At 49.5% G+C, this 17,773-nt stretch carries 16 protein-coding genes and 3 tRNA genes; 10 read left to right on the top strand and 9 right to left on the bottom strand.

The annotated features are described in order from the left end of the window. Positions 1-94 precede the first annotated feature (94 nt). Positions 95-1,330: a M16 family metallopeptidase gene (locus tag ACYVAM_RS09330; protein ID WP_461066189.1), complete on the bottom strand. Its 1,236-nt coding sequence runs from the start codon at positions 1,328-1,330 to the stop codon at positions 95-97. Positions 1,331-1,358: 28 nt separating this feature from the next. Here ACYVAM_RS09330 and ACYVAM_RS09325 point away from each other — a divergent pair, with 28 nt between their 5' ends. Continuing rightward, positions 1,359-2,384: a glycosyltransferase family 9 protein gene (locus ACYVAM_RS09325; protein WP_461066187.1), complete on the top strand. Its 1,026-nt coding sequence runs from the start codon at positions 1,359-1,361 to the stop codon at positions 2,382-2,384. A gap of 242 nt (positions 2,385-2,626) precedes the next feature. Further along, on the top strand, positions 2,627-3,766 hold the full coding sequence (locus ACYVAM_RS09320) for a pyridoxal phosphate-dependent aminotransferase (protein ID WP_461066185.1): 1,140 nt from the start codon (positions 2,627-2,629) through the stop codon (positions 3,764-3,766). 143 nt (positions 3,767-3,909) lie between these two features. Here ACYVAM_RS09320 and ACYVAM_RS09315 read toward each other — a convergent pair whose 3' ends face one another. Then, positions 3,910-4,365 (bottom strand): hypothetical protein, encoded by a 456-nt coding sequence (locus tag ACYVAM_RS09315; protein WP_461066184.1) that lies wholly within the window; start codon positions 4,363-4,365, stop codon positions 3,910-3,912. A gap of 130 nt (positions 4,366-4,495) precedes the next feature. Here ACYVAM_RS09315 and ACYVAM_RS09310 point away from each other — a divergent pair, with 130 nt between their 5' ends. Beyond that, on the top strand, positions 4,496-5,746 hold the full coding sequence (locus ACYVAM_RS09310; protein ID WP_461066182.1) for a carboxypeptidase-like regulatory domain-containing protein: 1,251 nt from the start codon (positions 4,496-4,498) through the stop codon (positions 5,744-5,746). Between the two features lie 58 nt (positions 5,747-5,804). On the opposite strand, the gene ACYVAM_RS09305 is transcribed toward ACYVAM_RS09310, so the two are convergent. After that, positions 5,805-7,241, bottom strand: a complete 1,437-nt coding sequence (locus ACYVAM_RS09305) for a glycoside hydrolase family 140 protein (protein WP_461067054.1) — start codon at positions 7,239-7,241, stop codon at positions 5,805-5,807. Between the two features lie 86 nt (positions 7,242-7,327). Then, positions 7,328-8,338, bottom strand: a complete 1,011-nt coding sequence (locus ACYVAM_RS09300) for a GntR family transcriptional regulator (protein WP_461066180.1) — start codon at positions 8,336-8,338, stop codon at positions 7,328-7,330. A gap of 540 nt (positions 8,339-8,878) precedes the next feature. Here ACYVAM_RS09300 and ACYVAM_RS09295 point away from each other — a divergent pair. The 3 genes from ACYVAM_RS09295 (at position 8,879) to ACYVAM_RS09285 (ending at position 9,114) form a co-directional block, all read left to right on the top strand. After that, positions 8,879-8,949: transfer RNA gene (locus ACYVAM_RS09295), tRNA-Cys, on the top strand. 16 nt (positions 8,950-8,965) lie between these two features. After that, positions 8,966-9,037 (top strand) — tRNA-Arg (locus ACYVAM_RS09290). Between the two features lie 5 nt (positions 9,038-9,042). Beyond that, positions 9,043-9,114, top strand: a tRNA-Gln gene (locus ACYVAM_RS09285). A gap of 49 nt (positions 9,115-9,163) precedes the next feature. Here ACYVAM_RS09285 and ACYVAM_RS09280 read toward each other — a convergent pair. Continuing rightward, positions 9,164-10,408 (bottom strand): MFS transporter, encoded by a 1,245-nt coding sequence (locus ACYVAM_RS09280; protein ID WP_461066178.1) that lies wholly within the window; start codon positions 10,406-10,408, stop codon positions 9,164-9,166. Positions 10,409-10,612: 204 nt separating this feature from the next. Between ACYVAM_RS09280 and aroB the strand changes: the two genes are divergently transcribed. Together aroB and ACYVAM_RS09270 are read left to right on the top strand one after the other, a co-directional pair. Further along, complete coding sequence (gene aroB, locus ACYVAM_RS09275; RefSeq protein ID WP_461066176.1) at positions 10,613-11,650, top strand: 3-dehydroquinate synthase; 1,038 nt, start codon at positions 10,613-10,615, stop codon at positions 11,648-11,650. Between the two features lie 123 nt (positions 11,651-11,773). Further along, positions 11,774-12,307 (top strand): DUF4136 domain-containing protein, encoded by a 534-nt coding sequence (locus ACYVAM_RS09270; RefSeq protein WP_461066174.1) that lies wholly within the window; start codon positions 11,774-11,776, stop codon positions 12,305-12,307. A 49-nt stretch (positions 12,308-12,356) separates the two neighbouring features. Here the strand turns inward: ACYVAM_RS09270 and gldA are convergent, their stop codons facing one another. Continuing rightward, positions 12,357-13,274: a gliding motility-associated ABC transporter ATP-binding subunit GldA gene (gene gldA / locus ACYVAM_RS09265; RefSeq protein ID WP_461066172.1), complete on the bottom strand. Its 918-nt coding sequence runs from the start codon at positions 13,272-13,274 to the stop codon at positions 12,357-12,359. 144 nt (positions 13,275-13,418) lie between these two features. Here gldA and ACYVAM_RS09260 point away from each other — a divergent pair, with 144 nt between their 5' ends. Beyond that, entirely contained in the window at positions 13,419-15,101 is a 1,683-nt protein-coding gene (locus ACYVAM_RS09260; RefSeq protein WP_461066170.1) for an amino acid permease, read from the top strand. 11 nt (positions 15,102-15,112) lie between these two features. Here ACYVAM_RS09260 and ACYVAM_RS09255 read toward each other — a convergent pair whose 3' ends face one another. After that, positions 15,113-15,844, bottom strand: a complete 732-nt coding sequence (locus ACYVAM_RS09255; protein WP_461067052.1) for a class I SAM-dependent methyltransferase — start codon at positions 15,842-15,844, stop codon at positions 15,113-15,115. Between the two features lie 78 nt (positions 15,845-15,922). Here ACYVAM_RS09255 and ACYVAM_RS09250 point away from each other — a divergent pair, with 78 nt between their 5' ends. Beyond that, positions 15,923-16,321: a phage holin family protein gene (locus ACYVAM_RS09250; protein ID WP_461066168.1), complete on the top strand. Its 399-nt coding sequence runs from the start codon at positions 15,923-15,925 to the stop codon at positions 16,319-16,321. Between the two features lie 89 nt (positions 16,322-16,410). Here the strand turns inward: ACYVAM_RS09250 and ACYVAM_RS09245 are convergent, their stop codons facing one another. Continuing rightward, the gene (locus tag ACYVAM_RS09245; RefSeq protein WP_461066167.1) at positions 16,411-17,076 is read right to left on the bottom strand and encodes a zinc metallopeptidase; all 666 of its coding nucleotides are present in this window, start codon (positions 17,074-17,076) and stop codon (positions 16,411-16,413) included. Between the two features lie 200 nt (positions 17,077-17,276). Next, positions 17,277-17,759, bottom strand: coding sequence for a D-glycero-beta-D-manno-heptose 1-phosphate adenylyltransferase (gene rfaE2, locus ACYVAM_RS09240; RefSeq protein WP_461066165.1), 483 nt, complete (start codon positions 17,757-17,759; stop codon positions 17,277-17,279). Positions 17,760-17,773 lie beyond the last annotated feature (14 nt).

Here is a 17,773-nt window from a genome sequence, read left to right as displayed (position 1 = left end):
GCCTGATTTTTTGTGGTTTGTAGTTTATGGTTGGCTGACGCACGAGTATTACTGACGCGTTAGCCAACCACAAACCACAAATTATTAACTGTCCTTACTTTTCTGGTACAAAGGTCAGGTAGCTGAATTGATTTTCGTCAAAGACTTCCTGAGCGAGCGTTTGTAACTGCTCTGCAGTAACCGATTTTATGTCGTTGAAAATGTCGTTCAGCGCTTCAACCCGATCAATATCAAGCAGACTTTTTGCCATCATCAGCATAAAGCTGTTATTGCTTTCCTCGGCCATGGCCAACTGGCCAATAAGCTGCTCTTTGGTTTGGTGCAATTGTAGCGTTGTGAGGGGTTGCTCACGTAGCCGTTTCAATTCCTTTATAATAAGCGCCTGGGCTTTGTCAACTTTTCTGGGGTCGGTACCAAAATAAATACCCAGAAAACCCGTATCTAAATAAGGCGTATAACTGGCATCGATAGAATAAACCAGGCCGTATTTTTCGCGGAGGTTCAGGTTCAATCGGGAGTTCATGCCGGGGCCGCCAAGGAGGTTGACCAGCATGAAAAAGGGGAGCCTTTTTGGGTCAGTCAGGCCGTAGGCGGGCCGTCCCAGAGCACACTGCGCCTGGGTTATGGGCCGTTCTACCCGAGTGTGGCGGGGTACGTAATCGGTGGGTTTGTTCCGCTGGCGGGCTGAGTGCTGCGCCGGAACATCCCGGAAATACTTCTCCGCTACTTTTATTACCTGGCTGAAGGGTAACTTACTGACCGAGGCAAAGACAATTCGGCTGGTGTCGTAATTTTCGGCGATAAAGTGCTGAAGGTCTTCGCGCCTGAATGAACTGACGGTGTCGATTGTACCGAGGATATTACCACCCAGCGCATGATTTGGAAAGACCAGTTCATCGAAATCATCCTGAATCGCATCTTCAGGGGAGTCGTAGTACATGGCCATTTCTTCGAGGATAACACTCCGCTCCCGCTCGATTTGTTTCTCGGGAAAAACCGAGTGAAATGTGATATCTGCCAATAACTCCGTAGCTTTCTCAAAATGAGCATCCAGTACAGACGCATGGAAACAGACTTTTTCTTTCGTTGTATAAGCGTTTAATTCGCCCCCAACCGTTTCTAAGCGTGTAATGATATGGTAGGATTTTCGTTTCTCCGTACCTTTGAATGCCATATGCTCCCAGAAATGGGCCAATCCCTGCTGATGCGGTTGTTCGTCGCGGCTGCCGATGTCGAGCATAATACCACAGTGGGCAATTTGCGTATAGGGCATTTGTTTGTGCGCGATCCGAATTCCGTTGGGTAAAGTATATACTTCGTAATCTTCCATTCTTAGCTTTTACGCATTGAGCGTACTAATGATAACCGCTACCAATCCGCCCCGGTTCCTGATTATTCAAACCGCCTTCATCGGTGATGTAATACTGGCTACGGCCATGCTTGAACAAGTACATGAAGCGTATCCAACGGCAGTACTGGATATGCTGGTGCGCAAAGGTAACGAGGGTTTACTGGCGAATCATCCCTTTCTGAACGAAGTCCTGATTTGGGATAAAAAGGGAGCCGGCGGACCATTGGCCAAATACCGGGACTTTTGGCGTCTGCTCAACATCATCCGCCCCCGCCATTATGATGCCGTGCTTAATTTGCAACGATACGGCACGATGGGCTTACTAACGGTTCTGTCGGAAGCAAAGAAGACGATTGGTTTCGACAAGAATCCATTTGCCCGTTTTTTTACGCACCAGGTCGAACACCGATTTGAGCCGGGCGTGCACGAAGTTGATCGTAATGCTGGTTTATTGAGGGCGCTGGGCATAACCGGTGGGTTTGTGCGTCGACCTAAGCTGTATCCGTCGCTCAATGACTATGCGGCCGTTAAAACCTATCAGCGTCAGCCTTATATCTGCATAGCCCCTATGTCGGTCTGGTTTACCAAACAGTACCCGGCCCAGCGCTGGGTCGAACTAATCCAGACGTTACCAATCGGCATGCGGGTCTACCTGTTGGGCGCTCCAGCTGATGCATCGGCTTGTGAGGCTATCAAAACGCAGGCAGGAGACAAAACAGACGTAGTGAGTCTGGCCGGTAAATTAAGTCTGCTACAGTCGGCGGCTTTACAGCAGGGGGCCGTGATGAACTACGTGAACGATTCAGCTCCGCTCCATTTGTGTTCGGCCATGAACGCGCCGACAACGGCCGTTTTTTGTTCAACGGTTCCCGAATTTGGGTTTGGGCCCCTGGCCGATTTTTCGCGGGTAGTACAAACGTCGGAAGTGCTCAATTGTAAACCCTGCAATCTGCACGGCCGAACACGTTGCCCGCTCGGTCATTTCCGGTGTGCGTGGGGGATTCGAATCGAGGAATTGGCCCAGTTAGATTAGCTATATTGCTGTTGTTGTCGAGTCATCTTCTGCGTTGAATCGTTGGGAGAGGAATACTTACGGGCTAGTCATTATGGTCTCGTTGCCAGTCTTGATCCCATATGAAGACTACTAGTTATACTTTGTTTGGATAAAATTGGTTTATGTAAATTTTAGATAAGATGTAAGTTTATATTGCAGAATATTATTTGATTAATATAGGTATTTGGCATATATTTGGCTTATAAATTATCCTTTCTGCTATGTCTATCAACCGTCGTGACTGGCTACGGGCCAGTATGTTATCTGGCCTGAGTTTAGCGGCTGCACCTGCGGCATTCTGCGAATCAGAACCCGAAATGCCTAAGGGATACATAATTCCGAAAGGAGGACTCAAAGCCCGTTTATCCGCCAACGAAAATCCGTACGGCCCTTCGCCCAAAGCCCTGAAAGCCATTACCGAAGCTGCACCCGATGGCTACCTCTATGCGATGGAGTATTCGAAGCAGTTTCGGAAGCTGGTTGCCGATACGGAAGGCGTTCCAGAAGAGTATGTACTGCTGGGCGCTGGATCGGGCGAATTGCTGACTGCGGCTTCGCTCTGGGCAGCCTACCGGGCTAATGCAGGTCGAACCATCGTTGCGCCTGACCCGACGTTTGACGCGTTGCCAAGAACGGCCATTAAGCACGGGATCACGATGGATAAGGTTCCGCTTGTGGCAGCGGATGGCTATGACATTAACCTGAATAAGCTGAACGAGCGCGTTGGTAGCCAGACGGGTATGGTGTATTTATGCAACCCCAATAACCCAACCGCTATCACGGTCGATCCGGCCAAGCTGCGGGCTTTCTGCGAAGCGGTAGGGGCTAAGACGCCCATTCTGGTCGACGAGGCTTACATTGATTATACGCCTGACCCCAAAGCCTATACCATGGTCGATATGGTGAAGAAGGGCAGCAACGTCATTATCACCAAAACGTTCTCGAAGGTACATGGTTTCGCTGGGTTGCGGACGGGCTATATGATCGCGAAACCCGAGCTATTGGAGCAGATCAGCAAATTTGCCACAGGAGGCAGCTCCATGAGCATGACAACATTACGGGCGGCTATGGTTAGTTTACAGGATAAAGACTTTATCAAATACTCTTTAGGCAAAGCGCAGGAATCGAAAGATTATCTGTACGGTGTTCTGAAGCAGCATAATTACGAACCGCTACCATCGGGGGCCAACTTTGTCATGTTCCCGATTCGGATGAAAGGCGAGGATTTTGTCAGCCGTATGCTGGATCAGGGTGTAGGTATCCGCCAGTGGAAATTTGACGGACAATATTGGTGTCGTGTTAGCCTCGGCACAATGCCTCAAATGCAGGCCTTTGCCGACGGTTTGAAAACAATATCATAAGCCTATGGCTTGAATAGCCACCCTAAATTCATAAAAAATGGCGACATTGTGTGTCGCCATTTTTTATGAATTTAGGGTGGCTCAGCTGAACGTCAATAGCTTTTCATGACGAAAGAGATACATGCTTGGTTAGGGCTATCCAATCAGATTCTCTTGAATTTAGTAATCGTCCCGATTTTCTGGCCGGTAGGCGTATAGAAATAACTGATGACATTCTCTTCGCTGCAAGTCATGCTTAAAAAGTCCGATTGATCTGAAGCAGAAAGCGTTAAATTGATCCTGTAACCGACGCAGCCTTGGTTGACAGTTGTACGGCTGATTTGCTGACTAATAAATACTTTGGTATAAGTAATGCTATCCGCGGGCTGGCCGTTCACAGTAGCCCGTAAAGATACGCTGACTGAATCCTTCGATAGACTTTTAATGGATAGTTTCACCGTCTCGCCCTGAACAGGAAAGGGCTTATTGATGATCTCTGCCTGATAAGTACCTTCGATCGATGGCGCTGGATCGGGTAGGGTAAACGTATTTTTGGTGCAACTGCTGGTGATTGCCAACAGGAAAAGACTAATCCGGATAGAGCGGTTGACAGAGAGCATGTTGGCGAGGAGTTTGGTTTTTATCGTATTAACGATACTACTTTAAAATAGGATATAGTCGGGATAGTTTATTTACATTAGTCTTTCATACCTGTATAGTGCATTGCCCCTGGCAGGTAATTATCTATCAATGAGCTACAAATCTGGATTAAAGGCTATTGTCGGCAGGTGCGTTCTGCTCGCAATGCTGTTGGTATCTTCAGGAAGTGGACAGGGGCAAACAGGCCACACAATTCATGGTCAGGTCGTTGATGCCAGTACGGGCGAGCCTATTCCCTTCGTTACGCTTTCGGTTAACAACGGCGAAGTAAGTAATGAGACCAACCGTGATGGGTATTTTAAACTGGTTTTACCCCCGCAACTCAAGTCAGCTACGCTGCTTATCAATAGTATTAACTATCAGACGCGTCAAGTCCCTTTGCTGCAAGTGACCGCAAACGATACGATTTTCCGGCTGAACACTTTCCCGGAAGTTAGCCCGCCAACGGATTCCTATTTTAGTATGGAAAGGCCATTTCAGACCAGGGATACGTTACTGAAAGCGGTAGCCTCTATCGCGAAAAACTATACCAGAAAACCAACTGTGTTACACGGGTTTTACCGAGAGACGATCCAGCAGCAACAACCTGATGTATATATCTCATACGCCGAGGGCCTGATCGATATCTATAAACCACCTTATTCGTTCACGAAAAAAAGCGATCAGATTCGCTTTATCAAAGGGCGTCGCAAGCCCCTGGCTACGTTTAAAATTCCGGTGTTGACACCCGGGCCCTGGAGTAGCAATATGCTCGACATTGTTAACTATCAGGAGTTTCTATTTCGTAATGGCCAGCTCAATAAAGAGTATATTTTTGAGCTGGCTGGCCGAACAATGACCAGCGGCCAGTCCGTTTACATCATCAACTTCAAGCCGCGCAGACACCATGGAGCCAATGCCTACTTTGTCGGTAAGTTATTCTTACTGCAGGGCAGTTTAGCCATCGTGCGGGCCGAGTATGAATTGGCGGAACAAGGCCTGGCGTTATTGAACAAGAGTCAAAATATGCAAATCTATTCGACTCGTTTGCGTAAGCGTAGTTACCGGGCCAATTACACCAAATTTGGCGATTATTGGTCTTTTCAGAGTGGTTCTATTGAGAATAGTTTTTCGTCTGTTGAGACCGGTTCTCTGTTTCAATCCCGGATCGATATTGTCGTTACTCGTCGTCAGGAAAGGGACGTTACGACTCAGCCCTTTGACGCTGACCAACAAGCCGATTATAGTAAGATGCGTATGGAATCGTTTGACAAAACGAATGATACATTCTGGGATGGGGAGAATTACCTGCTGCCCACTCGTCCCCTGCCTGAACTAATTACCAAGTCTACCAGCCCATAAGTTGACTTTACTATGCAGGTCGATTAAGGAATTCATGTACGTTGGCCTGCATGCCGGCTCATGGCAGGGCATATTTTTTCGTGGAGTCATCCAGCACCAGAACCCAGTCATGACCATACCCACTGTCTGGTGGTGTGAACAACTGCGGCTTTTGATTGGAAAATGTCTCGGTGGGTTTCGTTTTGCCAGTGCGTGGGTCAAACCACGTAGCTGTGATGGATTGACCGGAAATCTTACCCGGATTGACCGTGAAGGGGCGCCCGGATGACGTGTAAACAAAGGCATAATCCCGCCCCCGCGTGGCCTGAATTCGGTCGGCCGGGTTCAGGTTATTTTCGACAATCAACGACTGATCCGGCACCCGTTCAAGCATCGGCCGTGAGGTCAGCAACCGTTTTACGAACTGCATCTGATTAGCGGCTGGCAGCTCCAGGGCTTCGGGCCAGTAGAGGTGTGGCCCATTGACGGCCGGGCGGCTGGCACTGTACATTTGCCAGATATCGTGGCAGCCGTACGTATGCCCGAACGCTCCTGCGAAGAGATCCAGATAAGCATATTGGCGGACATCATAGGCATTGGAGGTGCCGAGGTCTTTCACGTTGAAACAAACGGGGTGATCTTCGTAAATGGGTTCGGCATCCATGGTCGGTTTGGTCGGTTGCTTGTTATACGCTGCCGAAATGTTGTCATATACTGGCGTAAAGCGGCAGTGACCATTCTGGTGCATATTGAAGTCGAACCAGCTATCCTGCTGAAACCACTTCGAGGCTCCACCATCGGTGCCGTTCGGTTGGGGATGATACGACATAAGGGCTTTTTCGGGTCCGCCAACGCCTTCCTGAATGCCTTCGGCCATGGCGCGCCAGATAGCCAGGTCCGTCGACCCATCGCGGGGGTTACGGTCTCCCCCCAGAATCCAGATGATGTTAGAGCGGTTTTTGTAGCGATTACCGAGGTAGCGACCATACGTACGGGCATTGGCCGGGGTAAAAATTTCGGGGCCTTTTCCCCAACTGGATTTGTTGATTTTATCGCCCCAGGTCGGTAGAAACCCAATCATCAATCCATACTGGGCCGCCTTATCTATGATATAATCGACATGGGTAAAATAGGCTTCGTTGGGCGTATCCGGGTTATCCTTTACCAGCGGAGTCTCTCCATACGGATTTGGTTCTTTCAAGCCGTCGAATTCGGCCAGCGCAACGGCCTGCACGACCGTAAAGCCCTGTTCGGCCCGGCGTTTAAGGTATTTGTCTGCTTCCTCGCGGTTGAGCCGGTGAAACAGCTCCCAGGCCGTATCGCCTAACCAGAAGAAAGGCGTTCCGTCCTGATGCACCAGATAACGCTTGTTATCGGCCACTTTCAGCGGTCCATGCGCCACGTGCGTTTGCGCCCCGGCCGACAGGCACAGCGAAAGGAGTAGCGCAACGAGTATATGGATTTTCACCTTGTATGTAGGATGGGTTAAAAAATTATCCGTTAGGCGGCACTCCATTTTTCCACCCGCACCTACTAAAGCAATGTTAGTCATTATATAATCTTCATTAGTTAGCACTCAATAAATCTCTCCGTGTGGCATGGTTATAGCGATTGACGCATAATCAACCCGCCCGGATTCGCCATTTTTGCCCGTATTCGGCTGGTCAGCAGTTGGCCCGCCAACTGCCCCATCTGCGCAAAATCGGTCGAAATAACGGTGATGCCACCCGCCAGGATCTCCTTTACGGGTGTATCGTCATAGGCGATCAGCCCAATATCCTGCCCCAACGTCCATCCGTTCTGGCTGACCTTTTTGATAAAGGCAATGAGATCGCGCTCAGCGAAGATTAGAAAAGCTTCCTCTGCCAGCACGAGTCTGTCCTGGTAATTATCCTCTATGGCACCGGTCAATCCGCTATTCTGACAAAATCGGTGAAAACCCGTCAGTAAACTGGTCGGTACGTACTGAAAATGATCTTTCGACAGGATCATCGTCAGTTTCCGGTAGCGCTGCAGGCGATTCGTGGCTGCCATGAGGGCATTATAAATGTCCTGTTCGAAATCCTGATAAACCGCCGAGAAGTCGCCCGGCAAGGTGGGTATCGTCTGGTCAAGTAGCAGGAGTTTATCGGCCGGAATCAACCCCACACTGTCGGATACATCTTCGTTGAAGTGCGGCATCACCACATACGCATTGTAGCGACCGATATTATTGCGAATCAGGCTCTCAAATAACAGTCGGTTGTAGTGGTGGAAAAATACGTTCAGGGTAGCATCGGGTGGTAAAGCAGCTTTCAGCGAATCGTAAAGCGTCTCTTTGTAGGCGTTCAATGTATCGAACAGGACCAGTACGTTCAGGGGTGTCCGAACATCGGTTGTGGCTACGTAGAACCCTTTTCCATGCCGTGCCAGTACAATTCCGCGCTCCCGCAGAGCCTCATAGGCTTTGGTTACGGTTACTTTAGCCACCCCGTGCTGCCCCGCCAGTTCATTAATGGATGGGAGTTGCTGGCCAAGCACCAGCGTCCCTTGCTCGATACCTATCAACACAGCACCGATAATCTGCTGGTACTTAGGCTGGTTAATGGCGGGGTCGATGATTGCGTCCTGCATGAGTGCTCTTTTTTGAAACGTTACAATTATGCACGACTTATGTAGTACAGTAGAGTACAGTACAGGCGAATATACAGTAAAACTTAAACAATCAATTAGGTCAATGAAAAATTGGTGTTTGCCACATCGTTACTGACGTAGGCATGCACCTCCATTTTACGACCAAACTACCGAGCGAAAGCTGGATGTGATTTGCCATAAGCCATATAATTTCAAGATCATCACCTTTCGGTAGGGATCCTTGTACTGATGCATTCAGTACATTGAGTATTGCGAAGAGATAAACGTCTCGTTATATTTTAGGATAAATTTTTGGTCAGTTGAGTTTTTACTTTACTTTTGTGACCATGAACACACGGAATCAATATCAACGCCAACAACCAGGCTGCTATCGGCAGACGAGGGGCACTATTGATTAAAGTGGTAAGACTTTTCATAGATGCCCCTGTCTGACTCGATCCGGTAGGGGCATTTTTAGTTTAAAGGTAAGAATACAGTCTCGGTGTAAGAGGGTCCCAATTCCTCAACGCCAGCAAGTAGGGTCCGTTGGCCAAGTGGTAAGGCAGAGCTCTGCAAAAGCTCCACCCCCAGTTCGAATCTGGGACGGACCTCCGTGTTAGTGAGTAGGGCTCCATGGTGTAATGGATAGCATCACAGTCTTCGGAACTGTTGGTTGGGGTTCGAGTCCCTATGGAGCCACTTAGTGGGGTATCGTATAACGGTTATTACATCTGATTTTGGTTCAGAGTATGGTGGTTCGATTCCATCTACCCCAACAAAACATCGCCAAACAGTATACGATCAAATACTGTCATTTTATAGCGGTCACATCTTTATCGTTACCGGTTTTGTGGGGTCGATGCGTAGCCAGAGCAGGGCGCTAACGAGTAAACAGCCCGCAATCATAAACAGAGGGTAGCTGAAGTTATTGGTGTGCTTGACAATCATACCGAACAGGATGGTGATGAAAAAGCCACCCAGTTGCCCCGCGAAATTCATGGCACCTGTTACAGAACCAGCATTGCGCTGACCGATATCTACACAAACCGCAAACGCAACGGGTAAGGCCAAATCTTTTGCCAGGACGCATATGGCCAGAAAATAACCTGCCGTCTGATTGTCGGTGGTGATACCCGCCAACAGGAAAAACAAGCTCGATAAGCCTAGTCCACCAACACCCACTGCCCGACGGCCAATTTTCAGGCCGTATCGTTTGGTTAGGGCGTCACTCAAGATTCCACCCACCAGACAGCCAACCGCTCCCAGGAAATAGGAAAGAGAAATGAAGTTTTTCGTTTGATCTTCGGTCATGCCCCGGCCTTCCTGGAAGTAAACTGACGACCAGTTCGTGAAGAAATAGGAGCCGTAAAAGAACAGATGGCACATGAGCATGAGTGCCCATAAATCGGGATTACGGATAATGGTTTTCCAGGGAATGAGGTGATCGGACGATTTGATTTTACGACCCCGTTCAATCTCCCGAACCTCTTCAAGACTGATGCTCTCCTGAGCTGCGGGTTCGTCGCGAAACCAGGCGAACCACCCAATAGCCCAGACAACACCCAGCAAACCCAAGGCAGCGAAAGCCCAGCGCCAGCCAGCCCAATGGACTAACGGAATAACCAGCAACGGAGTCAAGGCTCCGCCCAGCCGTCCGGCGGCCCAAATCACCGATTGCGCCCTTCCTACCTCAACGGCCGGAAACCAACGCGCAATAACGATGGAGGAGTTGGGGTAAGCACCTGCTTCTCCGGCGCCAAACAGAAACCGAACCACCAGCAGATAGATAAAATTAAAGGCCGTGCCCGTCAGCATCGTAAAGCCAGACCACCAGATCACGACCCGCGTCAGCACGCGCCGGGGGCCAATTTTATCGCCGAGGGAGCCCGTTGGTATTTCAAAAAGAGCATAGGCCAGCGAGAAAGCACCGAGTATCCAGCCAAACTGTTCGTTATCGAGATGAAGGTCAGCTTTTACATATTTGCTAACCACGTTCATGCAAACGCGGTCGAGGTAGGTAATGGTCGAGAGGAGAAATAAGCCCGCAAGAACGCGGTAGCGAACTTTCATAAAGAATAGGATAAGAAGGTAGGAACATGGTGTCAGGTAAAGATAAGTTTGCCTAGTTAAAAAACAACCGATGCCATTGATCGCTGGCTATCGGGCACGTATAGACAGCCTTGATTTCAGCTTTTTTAACAAGCTTGCTGGTTGTTCTGAAAAAATAAACCGACCGACCTTCTTACCAATCGTTGGCGGATGTACTTTTACGGTATGTCAACCGTAACGATTGCTCCACTTGCCGAAAGCCTGCCGGCTTTCCTTGATTCCTACGATTTTTCGGCCATTGCCGTCATTGCCGACAACCATACATTCCGATTCTGCTACCCCGAATTGAAAGCGCTGTTGCCCAAACACACCCTGGTTCGGATCAAGTCGGGCGAAGAACAGAAGCACATAGCCACCTGCGAAATGATCTGGGATGCGCTGACACGCGCGAACTTTGATCGGCACGCGCTGGTGCTTAATCTTGGTGGAGGGGTCATTGGCGACATGGGCGGTTTCTGTGCGGCTACCTACAAGCGTGGAATTGCCTTTGCCCAGATGCCCACTACCTTACTTTCTCAGGTCGATGCCAGCGTAGGTGGTAAACTCGGCATCGACTTTCGAGGATTTAAAAACCACATCGGGGTGTTTCAACAGCCCAATGCCGTACTGATCGACACGACCTTTCTGGCCACACTACCCGAGCGCGAACTTCGGTCGGGTTTTGCCGAAATCATTAAACACTGCCTCATTGCCGACGCGGCCATGTGGGACGAAATACGCCGTCGTGATCTCGATGAGCAGGATTGGACTGCTTTGGTTGCGCATTCAGTGGCGGTTAAGCAACAGGTCGTAGCACAGGACCCTACCGAGAAAGGACTTCGCAAGATTCTCAACTTTGGTCATACGCTGGGACATGCCGTTGAAACACACTATTTAATGCAGCCGCGGAAACGACTTTTACACGGTGAAGCGATTGCCGTTGGGATGGTTGCCGAAGCCTTCATTGCCTGTCATAAAAAGATGATCGACCAATCGTTGCTTACACAAATCGAAGAATACATATTTTCCGTATATGGAAATGTGCGGTTGGTGGACGAGGACATTGAGCCCATTTTAGCCTTGACCCTACAGGACAAGAAAAACCGGGGGCGTGAAGTGCGCATGTCCCTGCTCGACGGGCCTGGAAGCTGTGCGTTCGATATACCCGTTACGGCTTCCGAAATGCGCAAGGGTCTGGAGTTTTACCGAGGCCTAAATAAGTAGCAGAGATTTGGCGTACTGTATTGTTTAAGAAACAATTACGTTTATATTTGGGTTTGACAAAATATTATCACTACGATCTATTTAAGACCAATTATCTATTGAAAACTCTTTACAAACGGTAGTATGAAAAAGTGCATCGGAATTCTGTTTGCGTTGGCTGTTGTCGTTATGGCGGGCTGTTCGCCGAGTAGGTTATTTGTAGAGCATGACTATAGCTACGAGGGCCATTTTAAAAACTACGAATCGTTTAATTTTCTGGAATGTGAATTTGTCGATTCCACCCTTCTCTGCTCCGATATTCAGGATGCTATCCGGCACCAGATGGAGGCTCGCGGGTATCGGGTCAGCAACCGCAATCCAAACCTGTTGATTTCCTATAATATTTTCCGGTCTGATCTGCGCTTCCGGGGGTACCAACAACCTGTCATTAAAGATTGGGTTGTTCGCGAAGACGACGACGCTACCTACAAGCGGATTGACTATAACCTGGATGAAGGCACGTTGATGATTTCACTGATCGACGCTGAATCCTATCAGGTCATCTGGAAAGGCTACGCATCGAAAATGATGCGAAATCAGAACTTCAAGAATAATTATTTCAAAGGCATTGTTCGATCCATATTCGATCAATACCCGCTGATGGCTACCGTCAAATAGGTACTAATGGCTTATGCAAGGCGTTGGTGCAGCAGGCTGCACCAACGCTTTACTTTGTCAATTCTTTGAAGATTCCTTCCAAGGAGTTTTCCTGCTGACGAAGGCCAACCAGCGTCAGGTTCTGGTCGGCAGCAAGCCGGAAAATAGAGCCCCGCAGGTCGGTTTTGGGCGAGGCTGTAATTCGATATTGCCCTAACTCCATGGGCTCTACCCGTTCAACGCCCGGTAACGCATTCAGTATGGCTGGATTGCCTAAAGTACCCTCAAACTCGGCAACAACGACAATACTTTCTCCGACCGATGCGCTTCGGAGTTGACTCAGCGGTTGATCGACCACAATTTTTCCCCGGTTGATAATGATGACCCGGTCGCAAATGGCTTCGACTTCCTGCATAATGTGGGTTGAAAACAAGACGGTTTTGTCACGCCCCACGTTGCGGATGACTTGCCGGATTTCGGCTAACTGATTGGGGTCAAGTCCCGTTGTCGGCTCATCCAGGATCAATACGGGGGGATTATGCAGTAAGGCCTGCGCCAGACCTACCCGTTGCCGATAGCCTTTCGATAGTTGCCCGATGCGTTTGTGTTGCTCTCTCTCCAGCCCAACCAGTTCAATTAGTTCGGCCATACGCCGACTTAAGTCTGAGCCACGCATACCATGCAATGACCCGGCAAACCGCAGATATTCCTTCACGTACAGATCGAGATAGAGCGGATTATGTTCGGGCAAATAGCCAACGCTCCGGCGTACATCCATAGGCTGCGTCCGAACGTCGAACCCATTTACCTCCACCGTCCCGTCGGTAGGGGAGAGGTAGCCCGTCGCTATCTTCATGGTCGTCGACTTCCCCGCTCCGTTAGGCCCCAGAAATCCGACGATTTCGCCCGGTTGCACAGCGAATGAAAGCTGATCGACAGCCCGCTGGTGATTGTACTCTTTTGTAAGATTCTGAACTCGGATAGACATGTTGACGCTTGACAGATAGCTAGTAAACGACGAATAGTGCCTCATTGGCATAGGCGCTATCTGACTCTAACCTACAAAAAACCGGAAAGAATTTCTATTTTTATCGGTTTAACATCAATAGACATCGTTTTCTTTCACTAGCCTATGTCCCTTTTACGCAAAAAGACCGTAACCCAAATCCTGAGTGATGCTGCCGAAGGCGAGTCAAGTAAATTGGTAAAGACATTGGGCGTCCGCGATTTAACGTCATTTGGCATCGCGGCTATCATCGGGGCCGGTATTTTTAGTACCATCGGGCTGGCCAGTTATAACGGTGGACCTGCGGTATCGCTCCTGTTTGTTTTCACGGCCATTGCCTGCGTATTTACAGCCCTTAGTTACGCACAGTTTGCGAGTACCGTTCCCGTGAGTGGTAGCGCCTATACGTATGCCTACGTCGCATTCGGAGAAATTTTTGCGTGGATCATTGGCTGGGCACTCATCCTCGAATATGCCGTAAGCAACATGGTCGTTGCCATTTCGTGGTCAGAATATTTCACCTCCATGCTGAGTGGGTTCGGGGTTACCTTTCCGAAATACTTCGCCACCGACTATGGGTCGGCCTCTCGTGCGTTCGATCTGGTGCAACAGGCGAAACAGGCGGGTACGGCGCTAACAACCATCCCCGAAAATACGCGAATACTGGCCGATGCGTACGCGAATGCGCCTGTTGTGGGCAACCTGCACCTGATTGCCAATCTGCCTGCCGGAGCGATAACGGTACTAATCACGGCCCTTGTCTATATTGGCATCAAGGAGTCGCGCACGGCGAGTAATATTCTGGTAGTGCTAAAGTTGGCGGTAATTGGTCTGGTCATTGGCGTAGGCGCGTTTTACGTAAAGCCGGCCAACTGGTCGCCCTTTGCTCCAAATGGCGTATCGGGGGTATTGAGTGGCGTGGCCTCGGTATTCTTTGCCTTTATCGGCTTCGACTCCATTTCGACTACGGCCGAAGAGTGCAAAAATCCTCAACGCGATCTGCCCCGTGCCATGCTTTATTGCCTGGGAATCTGCACGGTTCTTTATGTGCTGATTACGCTGGTCCTAACAGGTATGGTCAACTACAAAGAGCTGGGCGTGAGTGATCCGCTGGCGTATGTGTTCCAGAAAGTAAACCTTGATTTTGTCGCGGGTGTGATTTCGGTGAGTGCCGTCGTTGCCATCACGAGCGCCTTGCTGGTGTATCAACTCGGCCAGCCTCGGATCTGGATGACCATGAGCCGAGATGGTTTGCTCTGGAAACGTTTTTCCCGGATTCACCCTAAATACAAAACGCCGTCGTTTGCTACCATAGTCACGGGCTTTCTGGTTGCGGTTCCCTCGTTGTTCATGGACCTCAAGTTTTTTGTCGATCTCACCAGTGTCGGGACCTTCTTCGCGTTTATTCTCGTCTGCGCCGGTATTTTATTCCTCGATGCGAAAGGGCTTACGGCACAATCGAAATTCAAGGTTCCGTATATCAATGGAAAATACATCATTGGTGCCGTGTTACTGGCTGTTCTGGCTTATGCCCTAACAAAAGATGCGCCCCTGCAAACGCTGGAAAGTAAGCCCCTTTTGGTCGTTTTCTGGGGTGTATGGGCAGTGTTGGCCATACAAGGCTTCCGCTACAATTTCTCACTGCTACCAGTCATTGGCGTGCTGACTAACCTCTATCTGATGACTGAACTGGGGGCAAGCAACTGGCAGATTTTTGGTATCTGGCTGGTGATTGGCCTGGCTATTTACTTTTCGTACGGGTTCAGGAAGAGTAAACTGGCGAAGCAGGAGAATTCATTGAGAGGATAGATTTGGCCGTGTTACTTCCCAAAAAACATGATATGCTGTTGTGGCAACCGATCATCGTTTTTTAGGAGTTTCAGCCCGATAGACTTCATTTCTTTGGTTGCCTGCTTGACGCTCAGTTTGTGAAGTTCCTTGATGGGAACGTTAGGGTCCTCGGCCCGATATTCGACCAGAACAATGCGCCCGCCCGGTTTTAAGGCTGATGCAATGTGTTCCATCATTTCGCGGGGATACGAGAATTCGTGGTACGCGTCAATCAAGATGGCCATGTCGATGCTGCTGGCTGACAATTTAGGGTCCGACTCTGTACCCAGTACCGGTTGTACGTTGGTAACCTTGCGTTTGGCCTTTCCCTCATTGAGGTATTCGATCATTTCGGGTTGAATATCAACAGCAAGTACCTTACCTTGTGGCAGTTTAGGCGCCATCAAAAACGTAAAAAAACCAGTTCCGGCCCCAATATCGGCAACGACATCAGTTGGCTTTAAAGACAAGGCTTTTAGTAATAAGTCCGTGCGCTCTTCCTGTTCACGTTCCGGGCGTTCGAGCCATGACGCACCCAGATGCCCCATAACCTGGGCAATCTCGCGGCCCTGATAAAATTTGCCGATTCCGTCGCGGCTGGCACTGCCAATCCGGTAGACGGCTGCTGAATCGGCCGGGAGCGAGGTGGTGGGCTGTTGTTGAGAGGCTCCCCGGCAACAGGCGAAAAGCAGCGCAAAAAATAAAACCGGAATACGGTGCATGGCGAACGGGGTCAAGTACAGGTAGTAAACCATCGTGACGCAAAACAGTTGTTCAAAAGAACCAATTACATCCTGAATATGAATCTCATCCTACATTTACTACTCGATGCCGCCGTGATTTTCGGCTTGGCTTACCTAATGCCTCAAATTGACGTAAAGAACTTTGGAACGGCCGTGCTGATTGCGCTCTTGCTCGGGCTCCTTAATTTCTTCGTCGGTTGGGTTATTCGATTCCCATTGAATCTGGTCACCTTCTTCCTGCTAACCGGTATTGTTCGGATTTTAGTAACGGCATTGCTGCTCAAAGTCATCGACAAGTTCATGGATAGCTTCACCATTGTGGGCTTCTGGCCTGCGGTGCTCATTGCGTTTGCCGTAGCCGTGGCTGGCATGCTCATCGATCGATCGTCTCCAACGCCCGAAATGGTCGAGTCAGGGTATGTCGTATCGCTGATCTCCAGTCTGCGGCTGGTCTGATACGTGCTTATAGCCATTAAACAAAAAAGCCGTGTCATCACTGACACGGCTTTTTGCTATAACACAGGTGGATTCCCGCTTAACACGTATTAGCTGCTCCGGCGACCACCCATCAGGATGCTGGCATAGTACAGGAGCGTAGCCAGCGAACCCAACGCTGCAACAACGTAGGTCATGGCTGCCCACCAGAGGGCATCCTTCGCAAAGCCATACTCGCGTTGATTGACAACTCCTCTATCCTGAATCCAGGCAAGTGCCCGGCGGCTGGCGTCGAACTCGACGGGTAGTGTCACAAAGCTAAAGAGCGTAGTTAACGCAAACAGGCCAACGCCAATGGCGAGTGGTAGCGGTGTTGTTTGCAGCAACAAAATACCCGCCAGCAAGACCCATTGTAAATAACGGGAAGAGACCGACAAAACAGGTACCATCGCCGACCGAAGTTTCAGCGGGGCATAGGCTACTTTATGCTGTACGGCGTGACCACATTCGTGGGCAGCAACGGCAGCTGAGGCTACACTCCGTCCATAATAGACGTCGGCGCTGAGGTTAACGGTTTTATCTTCAGGATTGTAATGGTCCGTTAGCATACCCTCCACCGAAACGACGCGCACATCGTAAATGCCATTTTCGTTTAGCATCTTTTGGGCTATTTCGGCACCGCTCAATCCATTGCTCAGGCCAATTTGGGCGTATTCGTTAAATTTACTTCGTAACCGCCAGCTCACGAATGCGCTGAGGCCGAAGATAAGAATCATGATTAACCAAGGTGAGATCATCGTCAATTAGTCAGGTTTGTGGTTCTAATAAAACAGCCAGCACACTGGCCTGTTTATAGTAAAACAACAGTTAGCCTCAAAAAGTATCCCGCTGGGCTAACCATTTATCCATTCGGGCTACCATTTAACAAAGCAATAGGCTTCATGTAGATGGAGTAAACCGATTCAATAGAAGCGTTTTAGTTGTAGCCAGCTTTGATCCGTTCGATAAGCTTGGTGGTCGAGTAACCGGGCACAAGCGCGACCGTTTCGACGCGTCCACCACGTGCCAGAACAAAGTCAGAGCCAACAATGGTTGCCACCGTATAATCATCTCCTTTCACAAGTATATCGGGTTGTACGGCCTCAATGAGTTCGAGCGGAGTCGGTTCGCCAAAAAGGGTAACCGCGTCGACAAATTCCAGCGCAGCCATAAGTCGGGCACGAGCGTACTCGTTTACAACAGGCCGTAATGGCCCTTTTATGCAGCTGACGGACGCATCGGTATTGAGGCCTAAAATCAGTTTATCGCCAAGATTTCGGGCTTTTTCGAGGTAGTCGATATGTCCTAAATGAACGATGTCGAAACAGCCATTGGTGAAAACGATTTGCTGGCCTTCAGCCCGCCATTTATTGGCTTGTTGAATAGCCTGCTCGCGGGTGAGTATCTTAGATTCAGTCATAGTGAATGAAAGGG

The sequence above is a fragment of the Spirosoma horti genome (assembly GCF_054776595.1).
The sequence above is the reverse complement of the archived record's forward strand: the minus strand, read 5'-3'. Positions and strand labels throughout refer to the sequence as shown.

What these genes read in the sequence shown, in the direction of transcription:
- ACYVAM_RS09260 (WP_461066170.1), top strand. Translation starts at nt 13,419, where the DNA reads ATGTCCCTTTTACGCAAAAAGACCGTAACCCAAATCCTGAGTGATGCT.
- rfaE2 (WP_461066165.1), bottom strand. Translation starts at nt 17,759, where the DNA reads ATGACTGAATCTAAGATACTCACCCGCGAGCAGGCTATTCAACAAGCC.
- ACYVAM_RS09245 (WP_461066167.1), bottom strand. Translation starts at nt 17,076, where the DNA reads ATGATTCTTATCTTCGGCCTCAGCGCATTCGTGAGCTGGCGGTTACGA.
- gldA (WP_461066172.1), bottom strand. Translation starts at nt 13,274, where the DNA reads ATGTCTATCCGAGTTCAGAATCTTACAAAAGAGTACAATCACCAGCGG.
- aroB (WP_461066176.1), top strand. Translation starts at nt 10,613, where the DNA reads ATGTCAACCGTAACGATTGCTCCACTTGCCGAAAGCCTGCCGGCTTTC.
- ACYVAM_RS09330 (WP_461066189.1), bottom strand. Translation starts at nt 1,330, where the DNA reads ATGGAAGATTACGAAGTATATACTTTACCCAACGGAATTCGGATCGCG.
- ACYVAM_RS09320 (WP_461066185.1), top strand. Translation starts at nt 2,627, where the DNA reads ATGTCTATCAACCGTCGTGACTGGCTACGGGCCAGTATGTTATCTGGC.
- ACYVAM_RS09250 (WP_461066168.1), top strand. Translation starts at nt 15,923, where the DNA reads ATGAATCTCATCCTACATTTACTACTCGATGCCGCCGTGATTTTCGGC.
- ACYVAM_RS09310 (WP_461066182.1), top strand. Translation starts at nt 4,496, where the DNA reads ATGAGCTACAAATCTGGATTAAAGGCTATTGTCGGCAGGTGCGTTCTG.
- ACYVAM_RS09325 (WP_461066187.1), top strand. Translation starts at nt 1,359, where the DNA reads ATGATAACCGCTACCAATCCGCCCCGGTTCCTGATTATTCAAACCGCC.
- ACYVAM_RS09315 (WP_461066184.1), bottom strand. Translation starts at nt 4,365, where the DNA reads ATGCTCTCTGTCAACCGCTCTATCCGGATTAGTCTTTTCCTGTTGGCA.
- ACYVAM_RS09270 (WP_461066174.1), top strand. Translation starts at nt 11,774, where the DNA reads ATGAAAAAGTGCATCGGAATTCTGTTTGCGTTGGCTGTTGTCGTTATG.
- ACYVAM_RS09300 (WP_461066180.1), bottom strand. Translation starts at nt 8,338, where the DNA reads ATGCAGGACGCAATCATCGACCCCGCCATTAACCAGCCTAAGTACCAG.
- ACYVAM_RS09305 (WP_461067054.1), bottom strand. Translation starts at nt 7,241, where the DNA reads ATGGAGTGCCGCCTAACGGATAATTTTTTAACCCATCCTACATACAAG.
- ACYVAM_RS09280 (WP_461066178.1), bottom strand. Translation starts at nt 10,408, where the DNA reads ATGAAAGTTCGCTACCGCGTTCTTGCGGGCTTATTTCTCCTCTCGACC.
- ACYVAM_RS09255 (WP_461067052.1), bottom strand. Translation starts at nt 15,844, where the DNA reads ATGCACCGTATTCCGGTTTTATTTTTTGCGCTGCTTTTCGCCTGTTGC.